The sequence below is a fragment of the Dyadobacter sp. CY343 genome (genome assembly GCF_021390335.1).
Lineage (GTDB): Bacteria > Bacteroidota > Bacteroidia > Cytophagales > Spirosomataceae > Dyadobacter.
In genome coordinates, this window is record NZ_JAJUXK010000001.1 from 1448139 (window position 1) to 1466353 (window position 18215).

General features: G+C 45.6%; 16 protein-coding genes. 6 read left to right on the forward strand and 10 right to left on the reverse strand.

Annotation, left to right across the window (positions count from 1 at the left end):
* Window positions 1-47: 47 nt before the first annotated feature.
* Window positions 48-2924, forward strand: coding sequence for a TonB-dependent receptor domain-containing protein (locus LZG94_RS05930; RefSeq protein ID WP_233791006.1), 2877 nt, complete (start codon window positions 48-50; stop codon window positions 2922-2924).
* 86 nt (window positions 2925-3010) lie between these two features.
* On the opposite strand, the gene LZG94_RS05935 is transcribed toward LZG94_RS05930, so the two are convergent.
* From LZG94_RS05935 to LZG94_RS05950, 4 genes are all read right to left on the reverse strand, one after another.
* The gene (locus LZG94_RS05935; protein WP_233791007.1) at window positions 3011-3649 is read right to left on the reverse strand and encodes a LysM domain-containing protein; all 639 of its coding nucleotides are present in this window, start codon (window positions 3647-3649) and stop codon (window positions 3011-3013) included.
* 62 nt (window positions 3650-3711) lie between these two features.
* A complete protein-coding gene (gene purE, locus LZG94_RS05940; RefSeq protein ID WP_215235336.1) occupies window positions 3712-4203 on the reverse strand; it encodes a 5-(carboxyamino)imidazole ribonucleotide mutase in 492 nt (163 codons plus the stop codon).
* A gap of 4 nt (window positions 4204-4207) precedes the next feature.
* Window positions 4208-5350, reverse strand: a complete 1143-nt coding sequence (locus LZG94_RS05945) for a 5-(carboxyamino)imidazole ribonucleotide synthase (RefSeq protein WP_233791008.1) — start codon at window positions 5348-5350, stop codon at window positions 4208-4210.
* 106 nt (window positions 5351-5456) lie between these two features.
* Window positions 5457-7517 carry a BatA domain-containing protein gene (locus LZG94_RS05950; RefSeq protein ID WP_233791009.1) on the reverse strand — a complete coding sequence of 687 codons (2061 nt, stop codon included), beginning with the start codon at window positions 7515-7517 and terminating at the stop codon, window positions 5457-5459.
* Between the two features lie 237 nt (window positions 7518-7754).
* On the opposite strand from LZG94_RS05950, the gene LZG94_RS05955 reads away from it, so the two are divergent.
* Window positions 7755-8264, forward strand: coding sequence for a YcxB family protein (locus LZG94_RS05955; RefSeq protein ID WP_229254766.1), 510 nt, complete (start codon window positions 7755-7757; stop codon window positions 8262-8264).
* A gap of 67 nt (window positions 8265-8331) precedes the next feature.
* Window positions 8332-8793, forward strand: a complete 462-nt coding sequence (locus LZG94_RS05960) for a GNAT family N-acetyltransferase (RefSeq protein WP_233791010.1) — start codon at window positions 8332-8334, stop codon at window positions 8791-8793.
* Here the strand turns inward: LZG94_RS05960 and LZG94_RS05965 are convergent.
* Window positions 8780-9400, reverse strand: a complete 621-nt coding sequence (locus LZG94_RS05965; protein ID WP_233791011.1) for a DUF1684 domain-containing protein — start codon at window positions 9398-9400, stop codon at window positions 8780-8782. The genes LZG94_RS05960 and LZG94_RS05965 overlap by 14 nt on opposite strands.
* A gap of 81 nt (window positions 9401-9481) precedes the next feature.
* Window positions 9482-10024 carry a hypothetical protein gene (locus LZG94_RS05970; protein ID WP_215235330.1) on the reverse strand — a complete coding sequence of 181 codons (543 nt, stop codon included), beginning with the start codon at window positions 10022-10024 and terminating at the stop codon, window positions 9482-9484.
* A 268-nt stretch (window positions 10025-10292) separates the two neighbouring features.
* Between LZG94_RS05970 and LZG94_RS05975 the strand changes: the two genes are divergently transcribed.
* A complete protein-coding gene (locus LZG94_RS05975; protein ID WP_215235329.1) occupies window positions 10293-10712 on the forward strand; it encodes an OsmC family protein in 420 nt (139 codons plus the stop codon).
* Between the two features lie 38 nt (window positions 10713-10750).
* Here LZG94_RS05975 and hemW read toward each other — a convergent pair whose 3' ends face one another.
* Together hemW and LZG94_RS05985 are read right to left on the reverse strand one after the other, a co-directional pair.
* A complete protein-coding gene (hemW, locus tag LZG94_RS05980) occupies window positions 10751-11875 on the reverse strand; it encodes a radical SAM family heme chaperone HemW (RefSeq protein WP_233791012.1) in 1125 nt (374 codons plus the stop codon).
* Window positions 11875-13941, reverse strand: coding sequence for a TonB-dependent receptor (locus LZG94_RS05985; protein WP_233791013.1), 2067 nt, complete (start codon window positions 13939-13941; stop codon window positions 11875-11877). Before LZG94_RS05985 ends, hemW begins: the two co-directional genes overlap by 1 nt.
* Before the next feature lie 241 nt (window positions 13942-14182).
* Between LZG94_RS05985 and LZG94_RS05990 the strand changes: the two genes are divergently transcribed.
* Complete coding sequence (locus LZG94_RS05990) at window positions 14183-14641, forward strand: hypothetical protein (RefSeq protein ID WP_215235326.1); 459 nt, start codon at window positions 14183-14185, stop codon at window positions 14639-14641.
* A 56-nt stretch (window positions 14642-14697) separates the two neighbouring features.
* Here the strand turns inward: LZG94_RS05990 and ctlX are convergent, their stop codons facing one another.
* Window positions 14698-15654: a citrulline utilization hydrolase CtlX gene (gene ctlX, locus LZG94_RS05995; protein ID WP_233791014.1), complete on the reverse strand. Its 957-nt coding sequence runs from the start codon at window positions 15652-15654 to the stop codon at window positions 14698-14700.
* 50 nt (window positions 15655-15704) lie between these two features.
* Window positions 15705-17153, reverse strand: coding sequence for an arginine deiminase family protein (locus LZG94_RS06000; RefSeq protein ID WP_233791015.1), 1449 nt, complete (start codon window positions 17151-17153; stop codon window positions 15705-15707).
* A gap of 261 nt (window positions 17154-17414) precedes the next feature.
* Here LZG94_RS06000 and sufC point away from each other — a divergent pair, with 261 nt between their 5' ends.
* Complete coding sequence (sufC, locus tag LZG94_RS06005) at window positions 17415-18173, forward strand: Fe-S cluster assembly ATPase SufC (RefSeq protein WP_233791016.1); 759 nt, start codon at window positions 17415-17417, stop codon at window positions 18171-18173.
* The last annotated feature ends 42 nt before the right edge of the window (window positions 18174-18215 follow it).

Sequence of the window (18215 nt, forward strand, 5' to 3'; positions counted from 1 at the left end):
TTCCCTGCGGGGATCGCTCTAAACTTCCAGAAACCTTTACAGAAATCATGAAACGATATATTTCCTCCGCCGTACTGATCCTGGCATTGCTATTTGGCAGCTTAGCTCAGGCACAGAATGCCCAAATTTCGGGCACCGTTATTGACAGCCTGAACCGGTCTGCGGTGGTAGGCGCCTATGTCGCGGTGAGCAGGAATGTTCCTGATGCCAAGCCGGAATATGTTACTACCGACGTAAATGGTAAGTTTTCTTTTACCGGACTTTCCAAAGAAACCGCCTATCTGGTAAAGGTAACTTACCTCAGCTATAAGGATTTCACCAAAATAATTACACTTACTAGCGAATCGCAGGATCTGGGCACCATCCAGCTCACCGAGGCGGTCGCGAATTTAAAGGAAGTAAAGGTGATCGGCCAGGTAACTGCGATGGAGCAGAAGGGTGATACAACCCAATTCAATGCGGCCGCATTCAAGACAAATCCTGATGCGACAACAGAAGATTTGATTCAGAAAATGCCTGGCATAACTGTTACAAATGGAACGGTAACTGCGCTTGGAGAAACTGTAAATCGCGTTTTGGTGGATGGAAAGCCGTTTTTCGGTGACGATGCCGCACTTACCTTAAAATCCCTTCCCGCAGAAATAGTTGATAAGATCGAAGTTTTTGACAAGCTCAGTGACCAGGCGCAGTTCACCGGATTTGACGATGGGAACGGGCAGAAAACGATCAATATCGTAACCAAAGCCGATCGCAAAATGGGCCAGTTCGGGAAGGTATTTGCTGGTTATGGATTAGATAACCGGTACCAGGCGGGCGGTAACGTCAGTTTCTTCAAAGGCGACCAGCGCATTTCGGTGATCGGGTTGAGTAACAATATCAATATGCAGAATTTCTCGGGCCAGGATCTGCTGGGGGTAACCGGCGGCGGCGGTCGTGGCGGCGGCTCTTCGGGTAACTTTATGGTTGGAAACCAGAGCGGCATTACCGGTACCAATTCTTTTGGACTGAATTATGCCAATAAGTTTGGTAAAAAAGTGGAGGTAACCGGCAGCTATTTTTTCAACCGCACCGGGAATGTAAATGAGCAAACTACTTCGCAGGAATATTTTCTGGCGCAGGCAGACAGCAACCAGTTTTACAATGAAGCGAGCCGCACGTCAAGTACCAATGCAAATCACCGCCTGAACTTTCGAGTTGAATATAATATTGACCCCAAAAATTCACTCATCGTAACGCCGCGCCTCAGTTTCCAGGATAATCAGTCGGGGAGTTTCAAAACTGGACTTACCACACTGGCGGACGGGAGTAAGATCAATGGGCTGGACAATACGCAAAGCAATTTTAATAAAGGCTACAATTTTTCAAATGATCTTTTGTTCCGCCACAGTTTTGAGAAAAAGGGCCGCACGATCAGTTTGAACGTAAATACCCAGCTGAACGACCGGAATGGAACACGGAATCTATATTCCCGTAACTTATATTATGACAATTTCGGCCTTCCCGAGTTTTCAGTGAGAGGCGATACAACCGATCAGTTGAGCTATACCTATTCCGACGGAGTTACACTTGGCGGGAATGTGATCTACACAGAGCCGATCAGCAAAACGGGACAGTTACAGCTGAACTACGGGCTGACCGTGAGTAACAGTAATTCCAGCAGAGAGACTTTCAATATGAGTTTCGACGAAAATACTTACACGGATCTGGACACATTGCTTTCCAACAATTTTGACAACCGATATGTGACCAACCGCGCCGGGCTGGGCTATCGCTACCGGAAAAACAGCTGGTCGGCGAACCTGGGTGTCGATTTTCAGAATACAGGTCTGTATAGTCAGCAGCTTGCGCCTTATAATACGAAAGTGGATCAGTCTTTCACCAATTTCCTGCCGAACTTTATGCTGACTTACCGCTCGAAAACGGGTACGCAGTTCCGGACATCTTTCCGCAGCTCGACCAGCCAGCCTTCGATCTCGCAGTTGCAGAATGTGATCGACAACAGCAATCCGCTTTCATTAACCGCAGGTAATCCAAATCTGAAACAGGAATACCGCAATATGTTCAATGTGCGCTATTCACTTGCAGGGGCAGCCCGTCCGTACAGCCTGAATGCGATGGTTTTTTTGACACAAACTAACAATGCGATCGTGAATTCGACGATTATCGCGCAGGAACCGACGACTTTGCCTAGCGGAATTATACTGGAACGCGGCGCGAGACTGACTTCGCCGATCAACGTGGACGGGAGCTGGAATGCACGCTCGTTCCTGGCTTATGGAAAACCAATTGCGCCATTGAAACTGAACCTGAATGTTACTACCGGATTCAACTATGTGCGTTCGCCTGGGATGATCAACAATGTGCCCAATTTCTCTAATACTTATGCTGTGTCACAGGGGCTTGTAGTTAGCAGTAATGTGAGTGAGAAGCTGGATTTTACGGTTTCCTATTCCGGGAATTACAATATCGTCCGCAACTCCATCCAGCCGAACCTGAACAATAACTATTATACGCAGGGAATTACTGGTCGGGTAAACTGGATATTTGGTAAAGGATTTGTGGTGCAGAGTGATATCAACAATCAATCTTACCGTGGGCTGGGAGAAGGTTTTAATCAAAACTTCACCTTATGGAATGCGAGCGTGGGTAAGAAATTCCTGAAAAACAATGCTGGCGAGCTCAAACTGACCGTTTTTGATATCCTGAAACAAAACAACAGCATTACCCGGAATGTAACCGAAACTTACGTGCAGGACGTTACCAACCGTGTGCTGACCCAATATGCGATGCTGACTTTCACTTATACATTGAAGAATTTTGGTAAAATGCCATCGGGAGACAGCAACCGCAGACGTGATTACGAGGGAGAAGGCGGCGGCTTCCGAAACCGCGGAGACGGTGGAAGAGGACCAGGTGGTTTTTGATAGAGTATTATAAATCCTTCCTATAAGTGCAAAAAAAATCCCGGCTCGGTTTGAGTCGGGATTTTTGTATTGAAGGAAAGTGCTTTTTATTTTCTGGAAGCGAAAGGAACAATCAGTTTTTCGCCGCGCTCTGAAAAGTCTTTCGACCTGCCATTTGCTTTCATTAATGCTTCTTTTGTCACGCCATATTTTCCCGCAACTACCCTCAATACATCGCCCGGCCCCACCGTGTGGACCGTCTGCACCTGGATTTTTAACTTGGTAACCCCTGACTTAACATCAGATACACTGGGATTAAGGCCCTGTAAAGTTTCAGTTTTGAGGTTATATCTGGATGCAATGCTGGAAAACGTTTCGCCGCTTTGTACCGAATGCGTGATTTCCTGTCCTCCCAGAGAAGCTGCGGATATAGCCGGTTTGGTCTCTTTTGCGGGCGTTACGGGCTTTTCTGCAACAGGATCTTTGGTAATAGGTTCGGCTTTTTCGGTTTCCACTACATCGAGCGGCTCGTCAGTAATCGGTTCACCCACAGTGGTTTCACTTAATGTAGAGTCCACAACTACGGAGGTCAGTTCCTCGGAATTGGAAGAACTATCGGAGATATATTCATAGCCGACATAAAGCATGGCTAATACCAAAAGAACTAACACCAACAGTGTAACGACCGGTAAATTAGACTTTTCAGTAGGACGGATATTTCTTTTTTTAGCGAATTCGTCTTCCATAATTTAGCCGTTATTCAATTTTTAGTGGAGTTAATATAATACACGAAAATAATAAACAAGGGTTACTTTGCAAGTTGCTTTTTCAATTCCTCGTTCATCGTCGAAACTTTGTCTTTTAAGCTTTCCTTGAATGCATCCAGCCGTTTTCCGGTCGCTTCGTCGCTGGCGCCAATGATCTGAGCGGCCAGAATTCCTGCGTTTCGGGCACCGTCAAGAGCCACAGTGGCAACTGGTACGCCCGCCGGCATTTGCAATATGGAAAGTACCGAATCCCAGCCGTCGATCGAGTTGCTTGAAAGTACCGGTACACCTATTACGGGTAAAGAAGTGAGTGAGGCTACCATACCCGGCAAATGTGCCGCTCCGCCTGCTCCGGCGATGATCACCTTCAAGCCGCGCGAACGGGCAGTAGCTGCATAGTCCAGCATTCGCTCCGGCGTGCGGTGTGCAGAAACGATCTCCATTTCGAAATCTATCCCCAGCTCGGTCAGTGCGTCGGCGGCCAGCTGCATTACTTTGGAATCCGAAAGACTTCCCATTATTATACCTACCATCTGGTCAATGCTTAGATTCTGTACTGATTACCCTGATATTGTTTTTCACAAATTCTACCTTTTCCTTCAAAGCAGAAAGATTGGTGTCCATAATGGTGATGTGGCCCATTTTACGGAAAGGTTTTGTCTGTTTTTTCCAATATAAAAAAGGAAATACCTGTTCCTGCGCCAAAAGCTTTTCCATTCCTTCATAAACTGCCGGTCCTTGAAAACCGTCTTCGCCAAGCAGATTCACCATCGCAGACGGTCCGTAAGCCTGCGTGCTTCCCAGAGGTAACCCCAAAATCGCCCGCCAGTGCTGTTCGTATTGCGAAGTCGCATTTGCGCGGATCGTGTGGTGGCCGCTGTTATGCGGGCGAGGCGCTACTTCATTAATTAGTACTTCACCGTCTTTGGTGAGGAAAAGCTCAACAGCCAGCAGACCTACTATCTGAAATGCCTCGGCAGTTTTAACAGCGATCTCCTGTGCTTTTGCATTGACTTGTGCATTGATTTCCGCAGGTGCAAAAAGGTATTCTACCAGATTGAGTTCGGGATGAAAAACCATTTCCACGGTCGGGAAAGTAGCCGTTTCGCCTGCACTATTACGCGCGACGAGCACAGCCAGCTCTTTATCAAAATCCACAGCTTTCTCTAAAAGGCCCGGCTGATCGAATGCTTTTGGAAGATCTTCGGCTGATGCAATACGCTGCACGCCGCGGCCGTCGTAACCATCTTTACCGAGCTTGTGAAATGCGGGTAAAAATGAAATATGGTTTGAAACTTCTTCCCGATTTTCGGTTAATATAAAATCGGAAGTAGGAAGATTGTTGTCCAGATAAAACTGTTTCTGAATGCGCTTATCCTGGATTTTGCGAATTACAGAAGGCTGGGGGTAAATTTTCTTGCCTTCCTTTTCAAGCTTTTCGAGCGCGTCTACATTTACTTTTTCGATCTCGATGGTAATTACATCAAGGTCTTTTCCAAAATCATAAACAGTATCAAAATCTTGCAGGGAACCCTGGCGGAAATGGGGGGCAATTTGTTTGCAAGGAGCCTCAGCGTCAGGATCCAGGACATGGATATCGAGGTTCCAGTCGACAGCAGCTTGCAAAAGCATTAAACCCAACTGGCCGCCTCCGAGAATTCCAATTCGGTATGAAAGCATTTAATAATTAAATTTTACCACGCAAAATTGGTGTAAAAACCGCTAACATAAAACACAAACGGCGTCTTTTGGCAAAAATGTGAAGAATTTCGACAATGCAGCCGACTCACTTCATCAGCCTGATCAATGCGATTTCCAGCAATAAAAAGAAGAGTGCGGCATATAAAAAATACTTCCACAGATAAGTGCCCATGTTTTGCTGCTGAAACGCTGTCGCAAATGCATCGTCGTCGATCCGGTCGAATACCTGGACATTTTTCTGTCCGGCAAACAACGTCCGGAGCTCGGTGGGGGAGTAGTATTGCAATTTCGATTCGGCGCTGTTGTGGTTGAGCGCAATGATCTGCTCGGTTTTGTCGTTTTTCACCAGCTCATAGTAGCCCGCTGCCAATCCTTCTCCCAGCTGATCGCCCTGCGGAATACCCAGTAGCAGCTGGTTGCCAGCCAGGCGTTGCACGGGGATTACCTCCGTTTTATTTCTTCGCAACTTATATATTGAATTAGCTTCGGTGCCGGTCACGGAAAGACTGATCGGATCTTCGTCAAACTTGAAGGAAGTCCGCTGCGCACGGACACTTGCCGCTGCAATCTTATACATGACCGGAACGAAAATCGCGTGCTGAGCCACTTTTCCATATTCCGGATTGAGGGGCGCAGCAAAAAGGTATAATTTACCCAGGCCGGCAGAAATTTGACTCAAATAAACCTGCCCGTTACGCAGTGAAAGCAGCGGCTGCCCCAAGCTAGACCAGCTCAGTACCGTTGAAGCAGTAGGTAAATTCAGGTTCATCTCCTGGCGGACAGATTCTTCAAAAACGTCGCTGAAAAACGGGTTATTACGATCGGGCGCGGCGAGGTCAACCGGATTAGGAGCCGCATTGCCAGCCACATTCAACCCTCTCACACCGAGGTTAGCCAGAAATCCGCCGTAGCTTTCTGCCTGTGGATTTGCAGAAGGCAGCAGGGCCAGACTCCCGCCTTTCCGAACAAAATCCTGTAATTCCTGAGGCAAAGTGCCCGAAACCTGATTGACACCTTCCAGTACTACCAGATCTGCATTTTTAATCAGTCCGGGATCGACGTTTTGGGCACTGTAACTTTGCAATGTGAACAGGCTGTCATTGTCGTACACATTTTCAATATAGTTTCCGGACGATTTCTGACCGTAAATATGCAACACCCGGATCAGCGGAGAAGAGTTGAGGACGAAATAGTAATCGTTGTCGAAGGTTACAGGGAAATCGTCGAAAGTGATCTGTCCTTTTTTGTAGCCTTTCCCTTTCAGGTTGAAGTTGAATTTCGCGGTAGCGCTGCCGTTCGCAGGCACATTGACAGAAGCAGTCGAAGCCTGCGTATTGTCCAGGCTCAATTTAAGTACGACATTCTTAGCCTCTTCCGTCCCTGAGTTGCTGACTTTTACAAAAAGAATATTGTTTTGAAGCTCGCGGATAAACGGGGTATTAAGCCACGTTGAATCGACGAATATGTTCTTCTCGGCCGCCGCCTGAACGGGGACCAGAAAGAGCTGGTTCGTTGTATCTGCTTTGATTTTAGACAAGTCGCCAGCAGTGCTCTTTTGAAAATCAGAAAACCAGAAAAGCTGGTTGCTGCCTTGTTGCTGGTGCCGGGAAATGAGATTCTGCTGACGAAGGTAGATCTGCTCGAACGTTCTCGGGGTATTGGACAGATTGATGGTAGTAAGCCGGTCGCGCAGCTTTTCGGCGGGGTAAAGTCCTTGTTCCTGTGCCGAGAAATCGTTGGTTACCAGTTGCAGCGAGGCCGAATTTTTGAAGATACCCAGCAAATCGCTGAGCCGCTGCGTGGCAACATCAAGGTACCTTTTGTTATTCAGCTCGCTTTCCATGCTGAACGAATTATCCAGATAAAGGCTGGTAATGCCCTGCCTGTTTACTGAGAGGTTATTTTTCGCGGGAAGAAATGGCTGGGCAAAGGCAATTGCCAGACAGATAATCGCCAGAATACGCGTCGCCAAAACCAGCCAGTGTTTGATCTGCCGGACTGAGCGCGTTTTGGTATCAACTGCTTTTAGGAAAGCTACATTCGTGAAAAAGACCCTTTTTGTGCGACGAAAGTTGAAGATGTGAATCGCAATCGGAACAGATACGGCCAGTAAACCCCACAAAAAAGACGGAAACAGAAAACTCATCGGATCGGATCAAAAAGGCATATTTACTTCTTCAACGCAGTTAAGAAAGACAAATTACACTAAAATCTCTTAACTGGTTTTTATTTCAATGCCTTTCTGATATGTCGGGCGGTTTTTCCTAACTTTGCACTTTATTTTGCAACCCTATTGATCCTTATCTGGTAGAAAATTAGAATTGTTAATTTAAATTAAGTTATGGCCAAAGTTTCGGTGAACAAACACCAACCCGTTTATCAAATGCCCACGAACCCTGCGGCGGTTCGTACAAAAAGGTATGCATTACCTACAAAAAAATACATTTCGCTGGCCATGCGTTACTTTTTCAAAACGCAGATCAAATGGGCGCTTCTTCCTATTGCCCTGATCCTGGTCAACGCAGTACTGAACCTGACAGACGTTTATCCTAACTACTGGATCTATATTACAGTTTTTGTCGGCGTGATCCTATACGTACTTTTCTGGCTGATCCAGTTTACGGGTATTACCCAGCTCGCGCAGTATAAGCCGATGTTTGAGAAATTTCAGTACGAGATTGACAACCGCCAGATTTTGATGAAGCTGAATCAAAAAGAAGGCAGTGTGATGAAATGGGAGCAGATTATGGATGCTTATAAAGACAAAGACGCTTATGTGCTGGTGATTTCAAAAGGCCAGTTTTTGTATCTGCCTTTCAGCATATTTACATCTGAACACGATATTAAAGTATTTGAGCGAATTATGAAGCAGAAGAACTTTCTTGCAGCATAATCAAGCCTATTCTAATTGGAGCCTGACTGTTTCGTCAGGCTTTTTTTATGTTCTTACTATCATGTTAATGAGCGACTATACGCTAAACTCCATTACTATTTCAGATTTTGAGGAGGAAGAACGAGAGGCGGTAGCGCGGCTTTACGAAAATTCTTATCGCGCCACATTCACCTGGTTCAACGAGGAGCAACTTGGCAGGATTTCATTCGACAGCGATACCGAGGGCGAATTTATCCTTGTTGCCAAGTCAGGAGAGGAAATAGTCGGATTTGCATCGCTTTGGGTGCCGGGTCATTTTATTCACCACTTATATGTAGATGCAGCCCGGCAGCATCAGGGTATAGGAAAGGCGCTTTTACATAAATCGCTCCAAAAACTGAGCGGAAAAGCGACTCTGAAATGTTTGGTAAAAAACCGGCCGGCAGTTGATTTTTATCTGAGAAATGAAGGTTTTCGAAGTCAGGTCGGCGATTCGGAAGATGGGGAATATATCCTTTTTGAATGGAAAGAAACTCCTATTTCAGGCTAGCTTCCTCGCTTTCTTTACCAAATTTCTTTTCCCCTGCACTGATAGCCACGGCAAGGTGATTGGCGCTTGGCGGGATCGGGCAGTTGTATCCTACACTATATGCGCAATACGGGTTGTATGCTTTGTTAAAGTCAATTACATAGCTATTATCCTTGATATCAGTCGTTTTAAGGTCAATATAGCGGCCGCCTCCGTACGATTCGCTTCCATTTGTTTTGTCTTTAAATGGGATAAACAGGTAATCCTTGTATTTGGCGTTTGCCTGTAAGCTCAAACTCCGGTACACGGTAAGTGTCTGCCTTCTTCCATTCACCCGGAATTTCAATATCCCATACCTGACATAAGTTTTATTAATCCCGCTGTAAGTCGGCATTTCGAAAGGCTGACCTTTTACTTTCTCAAACCTTGCCTTAACCTTGAATGCGGAGTCGGGCTCGTAGAAACGCAGATAAGGGAGATCTTTCTTTTTTAAAGGCGAATTTCCGGTTGTCAGAAACTCTTTCTTATAGTGCTCCCGAAACTTGTGGGTTTCATCAGCAAAGCTTTGCGCTAAACAGATGGAAACGGAAAAAAACAGAAACAGAAGTGTGTTGAACGCGATTTTCATAGGTAAAAGGAAATCCGGTAAATTGATTACCGGATTTGAGATTATATTTTCAGTAAGATATAATTAAATAATTGTTCCAGCTTATTTTGCCGATACTTTGCGGATTTTAGATTCGTCGATATTGAATGCTTTTACAACTGCATCGTAATCGTTATAATCAACTGCTCCGTTTTTGCGGGCCACAAAATCAGCAGGAATTACTACGATCCGGAATTCCTGATCCTGTGTATAGGCAGCAGGAAGATTCGCCAGGTTCGCAGTTCCGTCCAAAAATATCGAGAAGTCACTGATCGTCTGATCGTAATTGTAGGTCAGGATCTGGTTACCAGTCAGGAAGGCAGTTTGCGGCATCAGGCGGAAAGTCTTAACAGTTTGATTTCCCGATTCGACGTCTTCCCAGCGAACGTAGATCAGTAGTGCGTCCGATTCCAACACTTCGAGTTCAGCCCTGTCATAAGACATCGAGTATTCAAAATTATTGCCGGCATTAAAATTCACGTCGACCAGATCTATGGTTGAACCTACTACATTGACACCATCAGCGCCGGGATCTCCTTCCGGGCCGCGGCAGCCTTGAAACAATGCAACAAGTACAAGCAGCAGGGGGATGAGTTTTTTGTTCATGATATGCTAAAATTAAAAATTGAAAGTAAGTGAAAATATGGTTTTAGATTGTGCTGCAATAATAAAGTTTAATCGTACGCGAAACATTAACTTTCATTAACGAATTGGCCGAAAACGGTTAGTACAGGCACTTTCTGGAACTGTTTTTATATCTTTTTTATTGCCGGGGCTTAATAATATAATAATTTGCGTAGATGCTACGGACATGTTACTTTACGCTAATACCAAGTTTTTTTAATAAAATCAATCAATTTCAAACAAGAATCAGATGATAAATCGCAAGGCCACAGCAGTCTGGAAAGGAACTGGAAAAGAAGGAGCTGGTACAATCAGCACGCAAAGTACCGTTCTTGAAAACACGCAATATTCTTTCAATACCCGTTTTGCAGAGGGAAAAGGTACTAACCCTGAGGAGCTGATCGCAGCTGCACATGCAGGATGTTTTGCTATGAAACTGAGCTTTGAGCTGAATGCGGAAGGTTTTACTGCCGACGAACTCAACGCAACTGCAACTGTGAGCCTGGATCCGTCAAAAGGACAGGTAGTAAAAAGTGCGATCGAGTTGAAAGCATCGGTACCTGATATTTCGGCTGAACAATTTGCTACAATCGCGGAAAAGGCTAAAAAAGAATGCCCGATCTCGCAATTATTGAATGCGGAGATTACGCTGAATGCAGAATTGGTTTAATCGCCTTTCATACTGAGCTTCCTGGTTTTCCGGGAAGTTCAGTCGATAAAAAGGTCGCTCGCAATGCGGTCAGCGAAAAGCTTGCCGGATGCAGTAAGCAGCAGACTTCCCGATTCTTCCCTGAGCCAGCCATTTTTCTTCATATCCGCCAGCTCTTTTTCATGCAGCATAGCAAATTTACCTCCTGATAAACTTTCCAGTTTTCCGCTGTTTACGCCCCATTTCGTACGCAGGCCGGTCAACAGGTATTCATTGGTCTGATCCGCCGCGGTCAACACTTCATAAGTAGCCGGAATGCTGCCCGCCTGAATAGCCTGGACATATTTTGCATTGTTAGCCACATTGAACTCGCGGCTTGTACCATTATAGGAATGCGCGCTCGGACCTACACCCAGATAAGGTCGCTGCTTCCAGTAGGAGCTATTGTGGCGGCTATATTGCTGGTTTCTGGCAAAGTTTGAGATCTCGTATTGCTCGTAGCCGTTTAGTTCCAGTGTTTCGATGAGTATTTCAAATTGCACGGCGGCAAATTCTTCATTAATAGGCTTGATCTTATCCCTTTTCAGCCAGTTGCCAAAAACCGTTTGCGGCTCTATGGTAAGGCAATATGCCGAAATGTGCGCAACGTCCAGTTCGAATGCTTTTTGAAGGTCAATTTTTAGAATGCTGTGGTCGGGTGCAGGTATTGCATAAATAAGGTCGATCGAAATATTATCAATCCCGATCTGTTTGGCCAGCCTCACACAATTTTCAGCTTCCTGCGCTGAATGTACCCGGTTGAGAAATTGGAGATGATCTTCATTAAAAGACTGTATTCCAATACTTAACCTATTTATACCCGCCTGAAAAAATGCTTCAAGTTTACTTTGACTTAGGTCGTCTGGATTGGCTTCGAGTGTAATCTCTACGTCGGTAGCAATAGTGAAATGCTCCCGGACTGTCTGCATCAACAGCTCTAATTCCAGTTGACTCAACACCGACGGCGTGCCTCCGCCGAAGTAAATGGTTTCTATATTGGAATCGGGCAGGTATGATTTGCGGAGTACTATTTCCTTTGCAATCGCCTCCACCATTGCCTGTTTGCCCGCAGTATTGGTACTGAAATGAAAATCACAATAGTGACAAGCCTGTTTGCAAAAAGGTATGTGAATGTATAAATGCATTACTTCTGATTTTTCTGCCACTCCCAGCCGATCTTCACGCCGGCCCACAGGTTATTTTTTGGCGCACTGTTGTAGTAACGGTTTCCGAATGCATTCAGATCGTAACCAAGACTGTATATTCCCGCATTTACTTTTTCGGCTGATGCCGAAAGCTCGCTGTAAAAATGGCTGCCCCAGTTCCGCTTCCAGCTTACACGCGCATTCCACTGACTGTAAGGTGTATTTTTGACTGTATTGGCGTCATTCAAATACATCGCATCTGCATTCTGGTAAGTCACAAATGCAGAAAGCCCATATTTAAGCAATATATCAAGTCCGGAAGTTTGCGAGAAACGTGGGATACCCGGAATAAACTTGCCGCTCAGGTCCACATCCGCCTGCTGGAAATTCTCAAAAGTATATTTCGTGTAGGTACCATTCGTCCACAATTTCAGCGCAACCGGCAGTTGCGGATTTGATATGATATCATAAGAAATTGTGTATTCCAGCCCGTTTTGTCTGGTTTTTCCCGCATTGATAAAATATTCCGAGCCAGCCTCGTTCGTTCTGCGCACGATGGTTTCTTTCAGTCCGAAATGGTACAGACTTACCTCACCTGCAATGCGTTTGCCGGTTCTTCTGATTCCGATCTCGGTATTCATTCCGCGTTCCGCATTCAGATCTTTGCGAAATCCACCTGCCGAGGGACGAACCTCCTGAAGGGTAGGAGGGGAGAAGCCACCGCTGTAAGATGCGGTAACAGCCCAGTTCCTTGCGATGATCTTGTTGACTGCGAACCGGGGCACAAAAATGCCGTCGAAATTCCGCTGGTCTTTTTCGTAAGGCAGTTCGAAAAAGCGCTCGTATTTGTATTTAAATGAATTATAACTCACTCCCGCGCTCAGTGTCAGGTCCGTGAGCAGCACCGCTTCCAGCTGGGTAAATGCAGAAATGTTGGATGTGCGGATATCTTCCACAGTCTGTTGTTCGCCGGGTATCCCGCCCAGATTGTCGTAATTCCGCTGCGCGGACTTGCTGTATTGCCACTCAAAGCCGCTCGTCCATTTGGTTTTTACATTCCCAAACTCGGATCGGTTTTGCCAGAAATTTCTCCCTCCGATTCCGTTTTCATCCCTTTTTTCATAGTTAGATATAAATGGGTTAGCAAAGTCGGTGTAGGTCAGATAGAGCGCCGTCGATTGTGACCAGTTATCGGAAAGCTGAATGGTATAATTGGCTCCTACAAGGGCCAGTCTGGTATAAATGGCTGCACGTTGCGCCTCACTGCCGGGGACAGTCGGTGTAGACTGCCGGGCAAGTCGCGGATCATTTTGGTATTGAGCCAGATTAATGCCGCCGGGCGTTTGATAATATAGATCAGAATACATTCCTAGCAGGGATAATGTGCCTTTTTCTCCTATTGCAGAAGAAGATGTGAAGCGGATCGCATCACGTGCCATAGCGCTGTGGTTTCGGTAGCCATTCTGCTCACTGTGACCATATTGAATAGAAATATCACCGATCTGAACAGCTGTGTTCCGGCTCTGAAAACCATATTTACCAAAACTTACACTCTGCTCTACCCGGTTCTGAAATGCATTGTCGGGCTGGCTTTGCAATAATACTACGCCGCCTGTGCCGGCTCCGTAAATGCTGCTGCCCGGACCTTTGATAATCTCCATTCCCTGCACTGCATTGTAATCTATCGTATTCAGGGGCGTGTTGCCGCTGGCGTCTGTAAAAGGTATTCCGTTCCAGTAAAATTTTACATTCCTGACCCCGAATGGTGAGCGGATCAGGCTGCCCCTTACTGAGAACCGGTAGCTGCCAGGCGAGCGCTCTTCCATTTTTACGCCGGGAACCGTATTAATCGCATTTGCCCAGGTTGTCGATGGAAAACGGTCGAGTGCGCGACGGCCGACAAGTGCTACTGTGGCCGTCGTCGCGAGCGGGTTGCTTCTTGATTCGTAGGCATTCACTGTTACTTCCTCCAACTGACGCGTTGCGGAAGTATCTGTTTGTGCCGTGGCCTGGAAGCTATCAAAGCATAGTATAAGGGGCAAGATGAGCGGGTAAATAAAGCGCATAGGAATGTTTTGAATACCGATAAAATGCAAATATGATTGTATGGAGATCAGGGGGGCGTATTTACCAACAAACTTAATACACCGTCGCTAAGTTCAGTGCAGCGACAGATAAAAGCTGCTTTGAGAATTAAGTTCCACAAATGCTTAAAAAAGCGAGCCATATACGCGTGGTAAGCTTTTTGTACTATACGTTTTGAATAAGGACATTCAAACCAAGAGAATTTTACTAAAAATCCCAATTATGAAAAAGATCACTTTGATGGTTGCTTCCATGCTGACCATGGGAATGCTGACAATGACCAGCTGTTCGGAAAAAACGAAAGATTCGGCAAACGAAACGGTTGAGGAAGCTAAAAACGACATGGATGAAAATGTCGATGAAGCCAAAGCGGATATCAAAGATGCAGGGAACGATTTTGAAGCAAAAGTTAAGGAAGATAAAGCTTCACTGAAAAAGGATATTGATGAAGCAGTAGCGAAACTGGATAGAAAAATTGAAGAAGCTGATGCCAAGATGGATAAAGCTGCTGATAAGGAAAAAGCCAAATGGCGCGAGCGCAAAGTTGAGCTTAATAAAGAAAAAGAGGAGCTGAAAGCTTCGTGGAATGATGTCGAGAACGAAACTGCTGATAAGTGGGACGATTTCAAGGCTAAGACAAATGAAAAGATCTCAAAAGCTAAGGCGGAAATCAGAGACTAGGCATTTAATGTAGGGTTATGAATTGCAAAAAATGCTCCCAGTGAGGAGCATTTTTTTTATTTGACAGGTAAGTGTATTTCGGTCATCATGCAGCGGGCAGAGCCTCCTCCGTATGTTTCTATGAAAGAAAGATCCGTGTGCAGCAGGCGCGCATATTCATTTAATTCCTTGATCTGCTGCGGCGTAAGTGCTTCATAAGCCTGCGTTGACATAATTAGAAACTTTTCAAGCAGCTTATTTCTCACCATCACCATATTACCTGCAAAATGCCGCACCTGTTCCAGTGAAATCTCTACAATGTATTTGCCTGTTTCTTCCAGGGCAGCCCGTACCATTTGCCGCTCGTCGGGATTTTTGATCGCTTCCAGACAAATGATCGCGAATATATCGCCCACACACATGATCACATTGGTATGATAGACTGGCTTATCATTTTCATCAAATGCGGAAAATGACACGGTTTCGTAGTCCATTGCCTCTGCGAATGCGGCCAGTACTTCCGGGTGCGTGCGGGGAGAAAGGCAGGCATAAGCAATTTTATATCGCCTGTCGAGCACCATGCTGCCGGTACCTTCCAGAAATTTCCCTTGCTCTTCGAAATAGGTCAGGTCAATGATCTCTTCAATATTAAAATCATTTCCCAGTGCTTCAATGATATCATGCCGCCGTTCCAACCTTCGATTTTGCGCCATCATCGGATACAGTACCACTTTTCCACTCTGGTGAAATGAAACCCAGTTATTGGAAAAAACTGCGTCAGGTCGAACAATATCGTCGGTATCATCAAATATGCGGAGATCTACGCCTGCCTTGGTGAGCTGGTCAACCATCAGCTCAAATTCCTCCTCGGCTGTTTGCGCGTCGGTCAGCGACTCGTCGATCTGGGAAGTCTGCTGCTGGAACGTGTTGCTGACAGCCGTTTCCTCATTAAAACCAAATCGTGCCGGCCGGATCATCATGATCCGGGGAGTGGATTGTGGCTGAATTTGTGCAGATGAAGTGATAACGCGCATAGGAGTATTTTTTAACAGCAATTTACAATTGATATCCCACGATTACAATATTAAGATTCACGTAAAATCGGCATACTCATACAATGCGAGCCGCCGCGTGCACGCGATAATTCTGCCGATGGGAGTGTGATAAATGTGTCAGTTAATGTGTCGGGTGAAAGTGTGCCGGCTTCAAATTCCTGCAAAAGATGCTGTGCGCTGATGACCGTAAATCCCTTTTTTCGGAATGCTTCCAGCGTTTTGTCATTTCGGTCATAGCCGATCACCACACCGTCTTTCAAGGCAAGTAAGTTGCAGGAATCTGTCCATTGCTCGCGTTCTCCATACGGAAATTCGTTGTCGCCGGAGTATATGAATTGTACCGGTTCCATACTGCCCAGATCTTCGGTACTGATCTCGGCGAGGAGTTCTTCGAGATTCTCGATTTCCTTTGGTTGCTGTTCGCTTCCTTTTTTGAATTGCAATATCCTGAATTCCTTATTTACGTCGACCGGCGCGAGGAAATGCAGTACATCTTTCTTTTTGGCCTCATCGCCCAGCCTTGCGAGCGAGCCCAGCAGTACCCACACATTCTTTTTGACCTGTGTAAATATGGTGTCAATATGCATGTAATCCCGCTTTTTCGGGATTTTGATAATCGTGATTTTTTGAACAATATCTTTTTCGAAAAGAATTTTCATCACCTGCTGCGCCGCGTAAATGCTCGTGCGCTCGCTGCAACCTATCAATAAATGGTTCGGTGCGACGGTCATTACATCACCTCCTTCCAATGTGCAGCGGTGGTAGTCGCTGGCTTTCTCGTCATCAGGAAGCAGGAAATGGTTTTCGTTATCCGGAATTTCAATCAGATTCTGCCGGATTTGCGCAAACATCGGATGGTAAAAGAAAACAAACTGCGCCAATATCGATTCCCGCGTACGTGCCGATTTGGCTGGTTTGTTCAACAAGATATGCTCGTTGATTACTATCCCTATATCCCGCATGAAAATCAGGTTAGGGAGCGGGGCAAACAGCATTTTTTTATCGGGGCAGGAGCCGGAAATGAATATTTTCGCCAGCTCGTGCGGATCGTAGGTATTAAGTTCTTCGTGGATCCTGAACGAACATTTTTCTATACCACAAATCGCGGCAGTCAGTTTAATGCGCGTATTGCTATCCTGTAAAATCTCCCCAAGCAGCTTTTGAATGTCAACTACGCGATCAGAATCAAAGTACTTTTCAGAACCGGGGATATAAAATGATCTGGTTTCGTCGGCGTCGATCTCTGCGAGCTTTCCCTTTATTTTTTCAGGATCAAGAAAATAGAGGAGCAGCTTCACGTAGTAATCGTATTCGCCGCGGCGCATGGTATCCAGGTGCACAATATCCTCAAAAAGCCAATCCTGCGCCTTGCTGGGCACAACTTTGCCTAGTCCGCGGTCAGGACTGTGTATCAGGAGCCGTTTGAGCGTTCCTGTTTCCGTCGAAACGTTAATTCCGAAATCTCTTGACTGATCCATATTTATAGTGAAGTGAAGTGGCTGCCAAAACCGAAAAGTAAGGCTTTCCGGGGCAATTAAAAATTGTTGCTACCAGCCCGGCAGACTTACCCGGATTTTGTTGCGGAATATCATTTTCACGGGAACAAGGGTGTGTTTAAAAAGGTTGTAGGTATACTGTGGCACACGTTTCGTTCGTTTCTGTCCATTTTCATTTACGCCTAAAACGTGTTACTTTTGCGGTAAAATTGCCACGAACTACATATTAAGAATAAATCAGTTATGCTCTCGATAAACGACTTACGTGCCTCAATTGAAGGCAAGGAAATATTAAAAGGAATCAATCTGGAAGTGAAAGCGGGTGAGGTCCATGCGATTATGGGTCCGAACGGGTCCGGAAAGAGTACCTTGGCTTCGGTCCTTGCGGGGAGAGAGGAATACGAAGTGACAGGCGGAAGTGTTCTTTTTGAAGGAAAAGGAATTTTAGAAAGGGCACCGGAGGAAAGAGCAGCGGAAGGTATATTCCTTGCATTCCAATATCCTGTTGAGATTCCGGGTGTTACGACCATAAACTTTTTGAAAACGGCTGTAAATGAAATTCGTAAGTACAGAGGCGAAAGCCCGCTGGATGCTGCGCAGTTTCTGAAAATGGTACGCGAAAAAGCGAAGTTGGTCAGCATGAACGATTCACTTTTGAAGCGCGCATTGAACGAAGGATTTTCAGGCGGAGAGAAAAAGCGCAACGAAATATTTCAAATGGCGGTACTTGAACCGAAACTGGCCATTTTGGACGAAACAGATTCCGGTCTGGATATTGATGCATTAAGAATTGTGGCAGAAGGTGTTAACTCACTTCGCTCGCCTGAAAGGGCTGCGATCGTGGTAACCCACTATCAGCGATTGTTGGATTACATCGTGCCTGATTTTGTTCACGTGCTTTATAAAGGAAGAATTGTAAAATCGGGTCCGAAAGAATTGGCTTTGGAACTGGAAGAAAAAGGCTACGACTGGATTAAAGCAGAAGTGGAAGCGTTGAGTTAAGAAGTTGGGTAAACGTCACATTTACAGTTTCTTAACATTAAA

Excerpts from the sequence above, each read along its gene's own strand:
- LZG94_RS05930 (WP_233791006.1), top strand. The coding sequence starts at position 48 with ATGAAACGATATATTTCCTCCGCCGTACTGATCCTGGCATTGCTATTT.
- LZG94_RS05935 (WP_233791007.1), bottom strand. The coding sequence starts at position 3,649 with ATGGAAGACGAATTCGCTAAAAAAAGAAATATCCGTCCTACTGAAAAG.
- purE (WP_215235336.1), bottom strand. The coding sequence starts at position 4,203 with ATGGTAGGTATAATAATGGGAAGTCTTTCGGATTCCAAAGTAATGCAG.
- LZG94_RS05945 (WP_233791008.1), bottom strand. The coding sequence starts at position 5,350 with ATGCTTTCATACCGAATTGGAATTCTCGGAGGCGGCCAGTTGGGTTTA.
- LZG94_RS05950 (WP_233791009.1), bottom strand. The coding sequence starts at position 7,517 with ATGAGTTTTCTGTTTCCGTCTTTTTTGTGGGGTTTACTGGCCGTATCT.
- LZG94_RS05955 (WP_229254766.1), top strand. The coding sequence starts at position 7,755 with ATGCCCACGAACCCTGCGGCGGTTCGTACAAAAAGGTATGCATTACCT.
- LZG94_RS05960 (WP_233791010.1), top strand. The coding sequence starts at position 8,332 with ATGAGCGACTATACGCTAAACTCCATTACTATTTCAGATTTTGAGGAG.
- LZG94_RS05965 (WP_233791011.1), bottom strand. The coding sequence starts at position 9,400 with ATGAAAATCGCGTTCAACACACTTCTGTTTCTGTTTTTTTCCGTTTCC.
- LZG94_RS05970 (WP_215235330.1), bottom strand. The coding sequence starts at position 10,024 with ATGAACAAAAAACTCATCCCCCTGCTGCTTGTACTTGTTGCATTGTTT.
- LZG94_RS05975 (WP_215235329.1), top strand. The coding sequence starts at position 10,293 with ATGATAAATCGCAAGGCCACAGCAGTCTGGAAAGGAACTGGAAAAGAA.
- hemW (WP_233791012.1), bottom strand. The coding sequence starts at position 11,875 with ATGCATTTATACATTCACATACCTTTTTGCAAACAGGCTTGTCACTAT.
- LZG94_RS05985 (WP_233791013.1), bottom strand. The coding sequence starts at position 13,941 with ATGCGCTTTATTTACCCGCTCATCTTGCCCCTTATACTATGCTTTGAT.
- LZG94_RS05990 (WP_215235326.1), top strand. The coding sequence starts at position 14,183 with ATGAAAAAGATCACTTTGATGGTTGCTTCCATGCTGACCATGGGAATG.
- ctlX (WP_233791014.1), bottom strand. The coding sequence starts at position 15,654 with ATGCGCGTTATCACTTCATCTGCACAAATTCAGCCACAATCCACTCCC.
- LZG94_RS06000 (WP_233791015.1), bottom strand. The coding sequence starts at position 17,153 with ATGGATCAGTCAAGAGATTTCGGAATTAACGTTTCGACGGAAACAGGA.
- sufC (WP_233791016.1), top strand. The coding sequence starts at position 17,415 with ATGCTCTCGATAAACGACTTACGTGCCTCAATTGAAGGCAAGGAAATA.